Origin of the sequence: Marivirga harenae, from assembly GCF_030534335.1 — a bacterium.
GTDB classification, from domain to species: Bacteria; Bacteroidota; Bacteroidia; order Cytophagales; family Cyclobacteriaceae; genus Marivirga; species Marivirga harenae.
In genome coordinates, this window is sequence record NZ_CP130565.1 from 1,471,123 (window position 1) to 1,484,307 (window position 13,185).

Genomic DNA, 13,185 nt, shown 5'->3' on the forward strand with positions numbered 1-13,185 from the left:
TTCTATTAAATGAACCTTCAAAACAAAACCATCCTCCTTATCTCCCCCGAACCTTGGAATCACATCTTTGTTTCTAAGCATCATTATGCTACTTATTTGGCAAAGAGAGGCAATAAAGTATATTTTTTAAATCCACCTACGGCCCAAGAGTCTTGTGAAGAGACGGAATACCACAATGTTTTTTCGGTTCACTACCAAGGCTTCATAAAAGGGTTGAGATTTTTTCCTAGCCTTCTGCAAAGGCAACGTATTCGAAAGAAGTTTCAGAAGTTACAAAAACGCTGCCGTACGAAATTTGATATCGTTTGGTCTTTTGACAATTCCGTTTTCTTTGATTTTTCGGCTCTGCCGCAAGAAGTCTATTGCATTTCACACATAGTAGACTTAAATCAGGATTTTAATACTGAGCTAGCAGCTAGTACTGCAAATCTCTGCATAGGCGTTATTCCTCCATTAGTTCAGCGTCTAGCAAAATACAATGATAACAGTTTTTTAATAGGTCATGGAGTACAAAAGTTTAATAATCAATACGAGTCAATTACCTTACCAGGTCAAAATACTGTAAAGGCACTTTATATTGGTAATATGGATATGCCACATATTGATTGGTCATTAATGAACTTGCTAGTCAATCAATGTCCAAAAGTGGATTTTGTATTTTTAGGAAGTAAAAGTGAGCACAATCAAGCTATTAATACTCTCATTAAAAAAGCAAATGGATTCTACCTTCCATCTGTTCCAGCAAAGGAACTTCCTCAATACTTAATTACTGCTGATGTCCTTTTATTAGCTTATCAACTAGCTTATGACAGTGAGTATGCTACTCCTCACAAAATGATGGAATACTTGGCTTCGGGCAAGATGATAATGGCAACCTGGACAGCAGAATATGAAGAGCTCTATCAAAAAGAGCTTTTTTACATGAGCAAATCAGCGGATGAATATTTAGAACTATTCAAAAATGTAGTCGCTAATTTGGATGCTTGGAATCATACAGACAAAAAGAAGGATCGAATACATTATGCTTTAAATTATACCTACGATAAACTAATAGAGCGAATGGAGCAATTGATGTCAGATGATTGAAAGAATACTAAATAAACTCTTACGCGAATATAATCGTTTTCGTTGGGGTCATTTCCAATTAAAAAGAGAGCTCGAGCCGAATAATGTTATGACCATTGTAGGTGATCCTCGAGGAGGGACAACTTGGTTAGCCGAAATCATACAGTCCATCCCTAAAACAGAAATACTTTGGGAGCCTTTATTGCTAGAAAGAGAACCCACCTTCAAAAATCTAAATTTCTCCTATCGTCAGTTTATATCTGAAAATGCTTCTGAGCCAAAAATTAAAGCTTCTTTTGAAAAATTATTCTCAGGTAAGATTTTAAATTCATATTTATGTCAGTTTACTAAGCCTATGGAGATTAAAAATTGTAGCCAATTAGTAGTTAAATTTTGCCGTGCAAATCAACTTTTACCCTGGCTTACTCACGAGTTTAATTTTAATTACTTGCCTTTATATATTGTGCGTCATCCTTGTGCAGTTGTAGCTAGTCAATTAAAGAAAGGTGGGTGGGATAAAGTGAGTAATCAATTCGAAATCCCTTATGATAAACCTTACTCTGAATTTTATACTCAACATGAAAGTTATTTATTATCTCTTGACACAAAAATTAAAAAATTAGCTGCTACTTGGTGCCTTTGTAATTCTGTTCCTTTAAATCATAATGAGAATAACAAAAAATGGATAACTATTACTTATGAATCATTGATTATGGATGGAATTCAGCAACTAAAAAGGATCGAAGATAAGTGGAGGATAGAATTTCCAGAATCAGCTTTTTCTAAATTAAATAAGGCAAGTACTTCCACAGTAAAGGGGAGCCCGATCCTTGATGGTAAAGGTTCTCAATTAAAATATTGGCAAAAGCAACTTTCTGAAAAGCAGATTAATGAAATTAGGGAAGTACTAAATTACTTCAAAATTCACCTTTATAATGTAAATTCACCATTACCAACGATTTCTTTCCAGTAAATAATTGATTTTGAGAGCACTTATATCTATAATTATTCCATTTTATCAGGCCGAAAAATATTTAAATGAAGCTATTGAGTCAGTATTTAATCAAACTCATGAAAACTGGGAGCTATTATTAATAAATGATGGGAGTACAGATAACTCAAAAAAAATAGCTTTGTCATTCAATGATAAAAGGATAAGGTATTTTGAACAAGAAAATAATGGGGTGAGTTCAGCAAGAAACCGTGGCTTAAAAAATATAAGAGGGCATTTTTTTTGTTTTTTAGATGCGGATGATGTTTTAACTATTACAAGTTTAGAACATAGATTAAAGGTTTTTGAAGACAAACCAGAAGTTACATTTGTAGATGGCCAAGTAGTAAGAATGAATTCACATTTAAATGTAATTTATAATGTTTGGACTCCATCTTTTAGTGGGAATCCATTAACAGATTTAGTGAAATTAACTGGGAAGTCTTTTTTTGGCCCCACTTGGATGGTAAAGTCAAGCTATGCTAAAGATACGCTTTTAGATGAAAATCTAACTCATGGTGAGGAGCTATTTTACTATATGAAGTTGTCCAGAAACGGTGGACTTTATTCATTTACAACAGAATCAATTTTATATTATAGAGATAGCCCTAATTCTGTCATGAATAATTTAAGTGGACTTGAAAATGGATATAGATATATTGAATCAAAACTTAAAAAATGGAAAGAGATTCGTTTTGTTGATCTAGTTATTTTTAGGTTAAAATTTCTAAAATCGATGACTTTAGATTATTTATCGAAAGGAAGTTTTATAGACGCGATAAGAATCTGGTTTAAAAATAATGAAATTATCAAGGTCAATTGAGTAAAATAATTTTATATCTTGGCTATTGGAATTTGGATGATCCATTAACCCATTCTACCATATTTCCCAACTTAAAAATATTAAAAAAGTTAAAAGGGGTCGAAGAGTTACATTTTGTAAATACTCAAAGAGAAAAACCGAGCAATTTGTCGCAACTATCTTTACAAGAATTACGGGTCAATTATAAACCTATATTTAGCAAAAATATTAAACCTAATTTGCTCAATAAGATCTATGACTTTAATTATTTCCCGAAGCAAATTATTAAATATTCAAAAGAGAATAATATTAATTTGATAATTGCAAGGGGAGCTCCTGCTGGCGTTTTAGCTTTGAAGGCTTCCAAAGTGCTTGAAATTCCATTTATAGTAGAGTCTTACGAACCGCACGCAGAATACATGAAATTTTCTGGAACTTGGAAAAGCTACGATCCCCGATATGTTTTTCAAAAGAAATGGGAAAAACAAGTAAAACTTAAGGCTCAGAATATTTTAACAGTTTCTCAAAATTATAAAAGACAACTAGAAAAGGAAGGGGTAAACCCAAAGAAAATAGAGGTTGTCCCGTGTGTGGTGGAGTTGAGTAAGTTCTACCCTGATAGTGATATCAAAATGGAGATGAGAAAGGAACTTAATATTCCAACTGATGCAACGGTTGGAGTTTATGCAGGTAAATTTGGCAATTTATATCACGATAAAGAAGCTTTTAAACTATTTGAAGAGGCTTCTAATCAGCTTGATAATTTTCATCTATTGCTTTTGAGTAATGAGAAAGATTCATTTATCAATAAAAGACTCAAGGAATTTAATATCCCCAAAAAAAAACTTATTAAAAAATTTGTCAAACATTCAGAAATGCCCCAATTCTTAAATATTGCAGATTTTGCTTTTGCCACTATCAAAAGTATGGAAGTTAGTAGGTTTCAGTCCCCAGTGAAAATTGGTGAATACTGGGCTTGTGGATTACCTATACTGCTTTCTCAAGGTATCGGTGATGAATCAGATTTTATTGAAAAGGAAAAAGGAGGGATTTTAATAGAGAAATACACACAACTGAACTTACAGAATGTGATAAAAAGACTTAAACATTTATTAGATCTGCCATTGGATTCTTCGCATTACAGTGCCATAGCAAAGAAATACAGAAATTTCAGTCAGGTTGAATCTATTTATAATAAAGTTTTACTAGAGTGAATAATAACACGAAAATATTAGTAACTGGCGGAGCTGGTTACATTGGGTCTCATTGCATTTTAAAATTGCTAGAACTAGGCTATAACAATATAATTACAATTGATAATTTCTCCAATAGCACAAAAGATTCACTGCAGAAAATTGAAGAATACACCAAAAAGGAAATTCATAATGAAAATCTAGACCTGAAGGATAGTAAAGGTGTTAAAGAATTTTTTAGTAGTCATACTGATATAACAACAATCATACATTTTGCTGCACTAAAAGATCCATTTGAATCTATCAACAATGCTCAAGCTTATTATGAAAATAATGTGGGCGGATTAATAAATCTATTAAAATATTCTTCTTCAATTCAATTAAGTAATTTTATTTTTTCGTCTACTTGTGCATTATATGGAGAACCTAATAAAATTCCAGTTGATGAAAACCACCCCATTAATCCTCAAAATCCCTATGCTAATTCTAAATGGATCTGCGAAAATATTTTAAAAGATGTTGCTAAGGAAAGAAATTTTAAAGCGGTATCTTTAAGATACTTTAATCCAATCGGCTCTAATTCAAAAGCAGGCTTAAAAGAGTATTACTCAAATAGATCGAAGAATATTGTACCACAAATCATTCGTGTCATTAAAGGAGAAGTAAATGCATTACCCGTTTACGGAAATGATTTACCCACTAAAGATGGAAGTGGTGTTCGTGATTTTATTCATGTGGAGGATTTGGTGGAGGCCCATTTAAGAGCGATGGAATTTTTAAATCAAGAACACAGTTCTTTAAACTATGATGTATATAATGTTGGGCGTGGAATGGGAATTTCAGTACTTAAATTAATAAATGAGTTCGAGAGTCAATTAGACATACAAATCCCAATGAACATTGTAAGAAAACGAAAAAATGAAGTAGCTGAAATATATGCTGATTCATCTAAAATTAATGCAAAATTAAACTGGAGAGCAAATAAGAATCTAGCACAAATGGTTGAAGATACGTTAATGGCAAATGATATAATATATTAATGAGATTTCTATTTAGTATCATATTCTTTTCAATTTCATTTTCAGCTTTAGCTCAAGTCACAGCTGATTTCAACTTACCAGTTGAGGTTTGTTTAGATGAGCAATTTCAACTGGAAAACAGCTCTATCAACGCGGATAGTTATGAGTGGGATTTTTGTCAAGGGGATCTAGAAGCAAACGACCTTGTAATTAACCAGTCAAATGAAGGCGATTTGTCAATACCTGTTGGTACTTCATTAATTAAATACAAGGAATTTTGGTATGGCTTTTTTACTAATATTACCAATAATACAATCACTAAATTAGAGTTTGGTAACTCTTTGGAAAATGAACCATTAATTTCTAATATTGGGAATTTGGGGGGCGCACTTGATAATCCTCAAGATATAAAGGTGGTAGAAGAAAATGACAGTATTTATTTTTTTGTCTCAAATAGAAACAATAATAAGTTAGTCAGAATAAATTTAGGAACTGATTTAAATAATACAGCACCAACTGTAGATGTTTTATTAAGTGGCAATAGAGATCTTTTAAATAATGGAATAGAAGTAGTAAAGGATGATAATACTTGGATAGTTTTTTACACTGGAACAAACCTTTTAAGAATAATTAATTTAGGAAATAGCTTATCTAACATTCCAGATGTATCAGATATTTTAGTTACCTCCAATTTTACAGGTGTTAGTAATATTGGGGATATTAGTTTAATTAAAGAGAGTAATAATTGGTACGGTTTTATCGTAGGATATAGCTCACGCACACTTCATAGATTAGATTTTGGAATAAGTATGTTTTCAAATCCTAGTGTCAATAATATTACTCCAACAGGATTTTCTTCAGAACAACCTTATAGCATAAAATTAGCAGAGGAAGGATCAAATAAGTTTGGTTTTATTTCCACATCAAGCGGTAATTTTTTGCGATTGGATTTTGGAGAAAGCATATTAAATACTTTAACATTTACCTCCTTAGGTAACTTTGATGTTTTATCTAATAATTTTAAAGTTGATATTGCCAAAGATGGTTCAAAGTTTGTTGGGCTAACTTCAATATGGAATGCCAATAAAATTATAATCATAGATTTCCCAAATGATTGCGAAGTGACTCCCGAATTCTCTACTGAATTCCAACCTATAACTTCTTATTCGACTTCAGGCACCTACCCGATCACTCTGACGACCTTTCATCCTAACGGCAACTCAGCCTCAAACACCAAAGAAATCACCGTAAGTGAAAGCCAAGCACCAGTTGGGGAAATTATTTCAGATTCTGCGTATTGTATAGCAGATAATGTACAATTTGATTTTAATACATCAAGTGATATCGCCACTTACAGTTGGGGTTTCGGGGACAGCAATACAAGTACTGACATTTCTCCAATGCATCAATATACCGCGTCCGGGGAATATATTATCACTTTGGAAATAGAAAGCACAGATGGATGCCCCAATATCTTTTATGACACCTTAATTATTTTACCAGAGCCTCAACCAGAATTTTCAACAACTGAAACAGAGTACTGCACATTTGAATCTATTGATTTTAACAACATTACTCCCTTTGATTTTGGAGATAATGTAGTCTGGTCATGGGATTTTAATGGAGAAGGCAGTAGCACAGAAGAAAATCCTAGTTTTATTTTTGAAAGTTCAGGAACTAAAACCATCACAATAGAGGCCAATGTTTTGGGTTGTGTAGTGACTTATCAATCCACTTTGGAGATTATAGAGGGGCCAGAAGTAGATTTTTCCTATGACAGCAATTGTTTGGGGGAAGCCATTCAGTTTACAAATTTAAGCACGGGAGCCAATATTACAGGTTATCAATGGGATTTTGGTAACGGGGAAAACAGTACAGCTGAAAACCCTCAAATTACTTACAATAATCCAGGTACTTTTGAAGCAATCTTGACTGTTAGTAATGCCAGTGGATGTGAAAATATTACTATCCAAAATATTCAAATTTTCGATGAAGTTGTGGATAGTATTTACTCAACCGAGGCTTTTGAAAACCTTCCTTTCAACGTGTGGGTTAATTGGAATAATGATTTTGACAGCTCTCAAAATATAAGCTATAGATGGGATATTGATGGAGAAATACAAACTACAGATACGGCTATTTATGCGTTAAGCGAAGGGCAATATACGGTCAATTTGGAAGTCATAACGGCAAAGGGTTGCGTATTCAATTCCCAGCGTATAATTGAAGTACAGGCTTCAAATGAGCCTACTCCTTACTTCAATTTGCCTTCTGAGGTTTGTATCGATGAAAACTTTCAGGTGCAAAACAATTCAATGAATGCTGAGAAATATGAGTGGGACTTTTGTGTTGGTGATTTCGAATTAACAGATCTAACGATTCAACAATTCACGGAAGGCGACCTATCAACACCTATAGGCATTTCACTAATTGAGTTTAAAGGTCTTTGGTATGGCTTTATTACTAATATTACGAATAGTACCATCACCAAATTAGAGTTTGGAAATTCCTTAAAAAATGACCCCCTCATTTCAAATATTGGTAATCTCGGTAATGCACTTGACCAGCCTCAAGATATAAAAGTAGTAACTGAAAATGATAGTATCTACTTCTTTGTCTCTAACAGAAACACCAATAAATTTGTGAGAATTAGCATGGGTACTGATCTTGCAAATCCCAATCCTGTTGTGGATGTACTTCTTGCAGGAAACCAAGACCTTCGAAATAATGGGATTGAAGTCGTTAAAGATCAAAATAGCTGGGTTGCATTTTATACGGGTACAGATCTGTTACGAATAATTAATTTGGGTACTCATCTATCCAATATTCCAACTCCCGCAGACATTCTAGTAACTTCAAGTTTTACAGGAGTTACTAATATTGCGGATATAGATTTTGTTAAGGAAGCTGACAATTGGTACGGCTTTATTGTGGGTTCCAGCTCACGCACATTACATAGACTAGATTTTGGACTGAATTTGTTTTCAAATCCAAGCAGCACTAATATCACCCCAGTAGACTTACCTCCAGATAATCCCTACAGCATTAAGCTAGTAAGGGACGCGAGTAATCATTATGGTTTTATTTCTACGCTGAGTGGGAATTTACTTAAATTGAAGTTCGATGACAGTATTTTAAATACAATTCAATTTAGTTCTTTGGGTAAATTCGGTAGTCTTCAAAACAATTTTAAGCTTGATATAGCAAAGGAGAATTCTAGCTTTGTTGCTTTAAGTACTGTATGGTCAGCTAACAAGATTGTAATTATTGATTTCCCAAACGATTGCCTTGTTTCCACAGCCTTTTCTACTGAATTCGAACCACAGGCCTTCTATGCTGAACCGGGGACTTACCCAATAACCCTAACCGCCTACCACCCTAACGGAAATTCAGCCTCTATCACCAAAGAAATTACCGTAACAGAAAACCAAGCACCTGACATCGCTTTTACCACAGGGGATAATTTATGTATTGCAAATGCCGTTGAATTTGAAAGCCAAAGTACAGCCGAGCTTAATAGCTATCAATGGGATTTTGGGGATGGTGAAATAAGTACGGAGGCTAATCCTAATCATACTTTTGCCACTGCTGGTACCTATGCCGTAAAATTAAGCGTAAGTGATACCAGTGGCTGTAGTAACCTTTTTGTTGATTCAGTGCAAGTCTTGGAACAGCCTGTCCCCGATTTTCAGGCCAGTGCCCAAGGCAGTGTTTGTTCACAAAAGCCTATCGTTTTTGACAATTTGACAACGCTACCTACTGAAGCCACTTTTTTCTGGGAGTTTGGTGATGGTAACACTAGCACGGAAGAAAATCCCGAGCATATTTACCAGGAAGCAGGAGAATATATTGTAACACAAAGTATCAATATGGCCGGTTGTGAAGTGGAGAAAACCGATACCATTTCTGTCAATCCGGGGCCAATAGTGGCTTTCCAAATAGCGAATAATTGCCTGGATGAAATTCTTCAGTTTGAAAATACCAGTCAAGGCGAATTTTTGGAAAGTTTCCAATGGGATTTTGGGGATGGCACGCAGTCCACCCAAACAAATCCTAGCCATCTTTACGATACGGCCGGTACCTATAATGTACAATTAACAGCCCTTACCTCCAACGGATGTGACTTTACCATCTCGCAGGATGTCAGCATTCAACCCTTGGCATCAGTGGCTTTTGAGGCGGAAGTGGCATGTGCCAACCAGCCCGTTCAATTTAGCGAACAGGTGAATATTGCAGTTTCCAATATCACCGATTATTTCTGGGATTTTGGCGTTTCCGGCACCCAAACGGATGTTTCCACGGAGGCCAATCCTACTTTTGCTTTCCCTGCTTCCGGCTCATATAATGTACGATTGCAAGTCACCACCTCTGATGGCTGTACTACCGATACCACTCAAACCATCTCGGTCAATGCATTGCCACAACCTGATTTCGAATTTGAAAACAGCTGTATCAACGAAAACCGATTGTTCACCCCTCAAAATATAGCCGGTATTAGTGCCCATTTCTGGGAATTGAAAAATGCTCAAGGAGAAATTTTGCAGAGCAGTCAAAGCGAGAATTTTGCTTATCTATTCAGTCAAGCAGGTAATTATCAGCTGACCTACCGACAAGAGAATGAAAATCTTTGCAGCAATGCCATTACGAAAAGCTTCACCATCAACGAATTGCCCGAACCAGATTTTGCTTGGGGAACAGGCTGTGCTGGGGAAGCCGTGGAGTTTGAAAATTTAACGGATTTAAATGGGAATAATTTGAAAAAATATAATTGGAGTATTGATGGGGAAGTGATATCCACCGATGCCCGGCCGCAGTATATTTTTGAGGATAGTGGAGACTATCTTCTCAGTCTTCAAGTAGAAACCCAAGGCGGTTGTGTGCAAAGCGTAAGCAAAGAAATCAGCATTTCCCCAGTACCAACAGCCTTCTTTGAAATCACCCAAAACATCGGAGCCTATCCATTCACTTTAAGCACAAGCCCAAGCGGGCAGGACTATCCCCTTGAGGGGATTATAGGGGTGTCATCCAAACTTCCCACCACTAACTCTCAACTTCCAACTTCATCATCAAGGTCAGACGATAGTCAGACCGGCTCATCATACGTATGGTTGTTAGGCAACGACACCATCTCCAACAGCCAAGAACTCAACTACACCATCACCCAACCCGGCACTTACCTACTGGGCCTCATTCTCACCAATGATGCAGGCTGTACTGACGAACATTACGAGCAAATAAGAGTAAGGGAGCCTAGTCTAGATGTTTCACTAAGTAATTTAAGGGTAAGCAAAGATGATGAATTCACCACCTTTGTTTTAAACATCAGCAATAGGGGCTCCTTGGTTCCGGATAGGATTGATTTGGATGTTGACTTAGGCAGTTATTCGGTAACGGAAAGCTTAGAAACTCCGCTGTATCCTGAAAGCAATAGAAACTTTTCATTAAGTTTAAAACTAACAGATGAGCAATTAAGAGGCTTGTCAAAAATTTGTATTAATGCAACTCCTAAAACCGGTGATTACAATGACAGTAACAGTCAAAATAATCGATTGTGCACCAATCTAGAAAGTGGATTTAAAGTCATGGATATTTATCCTAATCCTGCGGTTAATCAATTTACCATTCCACTGATCATCCCTGAAACTGATCAATTGACAATCAGTATGGAAGACAGCAACGGCCGACAAGTGAAAATATTCAATTATGATTTAGAGGCCGGCTACAACGAAATCCAGATCCAAAGAGAAAGTCTAAGTCCTGGCATTTATTTCCTCCGATTTCGCCATCAAGGTCAAGAAAAAGTCAAAAAGATCATTTTTCAGTAAAGAACTAGACTCCATATATTTCGCCCTTTCAGGGTTTTGGAGATAGTTTTATCTTGAACAGAGACCTCACGCTTTGTTAGAATATGTCGTCCTTTCAGGACTTAAGTTCTGGAAGCCTCATCAGTAGTCTGCAAATACTGTTCAAATCATATAATTAAAATCCCGAAGGGATGACATATATAAGCGTGGGGTGAAGCCCACGCTAAAAAAGTTAAAATTCAACCAAGCCCTGGAAGGGCGAAATACTTCTTTCCTTAACTCTTAAATAAACCACTAGCCCTTAAATCATTCCCACTGTTCCCTATCTCCCCTTTAGGGGCAAAGAAAAAGAGCTTTAGTGAGCTTTAAATCTTTCAAAAGCAGCCCTTTCCAATTCCTCCCTCGCGTCAGGATGCGCAATCGAAATCAAGGCTTTTGCCCTTTGATTCAAATTCTTGCCATATAAATCCACCACTCCATATTCAGTTACTACATAGTGAACGTGTGCCCTGGTAGTGGTAACACCTGCTCCTTCCTGTAAGAATGGTACAATTTTGCTCACTCCTTTCTTGGTAGCTGCCGGCATTGCAATAATAGCCTTCCCTCCTTCAGATAAAGAAGCGCCTCTTATAAAATCCATTTGTCCACCTACCCCTGAAAACTGCATTTTTCCAATCGTGTCAGCACATACCTGACCTGTTAAATCAATTTCTATTGCAGAATTAATAGCGGTTACTTTTGGGTTTTTTCTAATGATGGCCGTGTCATTAGTATAAGCCGCCTCCTTCATATGCACTAGCGGATTATCATCCATGAAATCATATAGTTTTTGGGAGCCCACTGCAAAGCAGGTTACTAATTTACCTGTTTTCACTTCTTTCTTGCTTCCATTGATCACTCCACTTTCCACTAATGGCAGAATTCCATCAGAAAACATTTCGGTATGAATCCCCAGGTTTTTATGATTGCCTAAATTTTGTAAAGCCGCATTCGGAATCGCTCCTATACCCATTTGCAAGGTAGCTCCGTCTTCCACCAAACCGGCAACGTGAGCGCCAATTTTTTGCTCTATTTCTGAAGCTACAACTATGTCATGGCCATGTATAGGTTCATTTACTTCAACGGCATAATCAATTTGACTTACGTGTATAATACCATCACCGTGTGTCCTTGGTACATTAGGGTTAACTTGTGCAATTACCAGTTTGGCTGTTTGTATGGCAGGAATCGTTACATCTACTGACACTCCTAAGGAACAATACCCATGTTGATCAGGTGTGGAGATTTGAATAAAAGCCACATCTAAGGGTAAAATATTTCTTCTGAAAAGCCAATGCACCTCACTTAAGAAAATGGGAATATAATCACCTCTTCCCGCTTGAATTGCTTTTCTGACATTTCCACCTACAAATGCGCTATTAATTTTGAATGATTTATAGAATGGTTCCTCCGTGTAAGCTGCTCGGCCTTCAGTGTGCAAATGCATCACTTCTACGTTTTCCAAAGATTGGTGTCTATTAGCCAAGGCATCAATTAATGTTACAGGAGTCATTGCCGCACCTTGAATAAACACCCTGTCTCCGGATTTTACTGTTGAAACTGCCTCTTGTGCAGTTACTATTTTTAATGAATTATCCATTTTTCTTGTTGTTTTGCAGTTGCAAATTTACTACCCATAAGATAAGTATTATTGAGTAAAACCACCGAAAATAATGATTAATATCAGGTTTTTTTTGACATTCATTTATTCGGTGACTTGGCGATAATTCTAGGAAATATTCTGTATATTGAAGACTTTGGCTTTAGTTTCTTAAAGATGTCAACACTCTATTTAAATGTAAAAAGCGGATTATTATTTCCATTCCAGTTTCAAATCCTGGGGTATGTATTTTTATTTTCGGGTATAGCCTTGACTGCCATTAATATTTGGACGAGTATTGTTTTTATTTTGCTGGGAGGATTCATCGTTACTGCATATTCAGGAATTGATTTCAGAGGTGAGCAGCTTAGGGAGTACAACTCTTTCTTGTTCTTCTTTAAATTTGGAAAGTGGCAAAGGATTGAGTCTCCAGAAAAGATATTTATAAAGAAGGTTAAACGGAGTCAAAAGTTTTATGGCAGGGCTAATCAAAGCTCCACATTTAAGAAGGTGATTTATAAGGCATTTTTGAAACTTGATGACAATGCTACTATTTCCTTATTTGAAGATAAAAATCAAGGAAAAGTTTTGGAGAGATCTCAACCCATAGCTAATTACTTTCGTATTGAAGTTGTTGATTATTCGAATTGACAGTCGATAAGGATCCACCAA

8 protein-coding genes are annotated in these 13,185 nt (G+C 35.9%); 7 read left to right on the top strand and 1 reads right to left on the bottom strand.

From position 1 onward, the window contains the following. Nucleotides 1–9 precede the first annotated feature (9 nt). Genes Q3Y49_RS06270 through Q3Y49_RS06295 form a run of 6 tightly spaced genes read left to right on the top strand, consistent with a single transcriptional unit; the run spans nt 10 to nt 10,895 of the window. Nucleotides 10–1,086 carry a glycosyltransferase family protein gene (locus tag Q3Y49_RS06270; RefSeq protein WP_303271432.1) on the top strand — a complete coding sequence of 359 codons (1,077 nt, stop codon included), beginning with the start codon at nt 10–12 and terminating at the stop codon, nt 1,084–1,086. Next, complete coding sequence (locus tag Q3Y49_RS06275) at nt 1,079–2,038, top strand: hypothetical protein (protein ID WP_303271433.1); 960 nt, start codon at nt 1,079–1,081, stop codon at nt 2,036–2,038. Before Q3Y49_RS06270 ends, Q3Y49_RS06275 begins: the two co-directional genes overlap by 8 nt. A 10-nt stretch (nt 2,039–2,048) precedes the next feature. Beyond that, entirely contained in the window at nt 2,049–2,879 is an 831-nt protein-coding gene (locus tag Q3Y49_RS06280) for a glycosyltransferase family 2 protein (protein WP_303271434.1), read from the top strand. Next, nucleotides 2,876–4,072, top strand: a complete 1,197-nt coding sequence (locus Q3Y49_RS06285; protein ID WP_303271435.1) for a glycosyltransferase — start codon at nt 2,876–2,878, stop codon at nt 4,070–4,072. Before Q3Y49_RS06280 ends, Q3Y49_RS06285 begins: the two co-directional genes overlap by 4 nt. Next, nucleotides 4,069–5,091: a UDP-glucose 4-epimerase GalE gene (galE, locus tag Q3Y49_RS06290; RefSeq protein ID WP_303271436.1), complete on the top strand. Its 1,023-nt coding sequence runs from the start codon at nt 4,069–4,071 to the stop codon at nt 5,089–5,091. The genes Q3Y49_RS06285 and galE overlap by 4 nt, the downstream gene beginning before the upstream one ends. Next, nucleotides 5,091–10,895, top strand: coding sequence for a T9SS type A sorting domain-containing protein (locus Q3Y49_RS06295; protein WP_303271437.1), 5,805 nt, complete (start codon nt 5,091–5,093; stop codon nt 10,893–10,895). The genes galE and Q3Y49_RS06295 overlap by 1 nt, the downstream gene beginning before the upstream one ends. Nucleotides 10,896–11,229: 334 nt before the next feature. On the opposite strand, the gene Q3Y49_RS06300 is transcribed toward Q3Y49_RS06295, so the two are convergent. Next, nucleotides 11,230–12,513 (bottom strand): acetyl-CoA hydrolase/transferase family protein, encoded by a 1,284-nt coding sequence (locus tag Q3Y49_RS06300; RefSeq protein ID WP_303271438.1) that lies wholly within the window; start codon nt 12,511–12,513, stop codon nt 11,230–11,232. Nucleotides 12,514–12,690: 177 nt separating this feature from the next. On the opposite strand from Q3Y49_RS06300, the gene Q3Y49_RS06305 reads away from it, so the two are divergent. Then, nucleotides 12,691–13,164, top strand: coding sequence for a hypothetical protein (locus tag Q3Y49_RS06305; protein ID WP_303271439.1), 474 nt, complete (start codon nt 12,691–12,693; stop codon nt 13,162–13,164). The last annotated feature ends 21 nt before the right edge of the window (nt 13,165–13,185 follow it).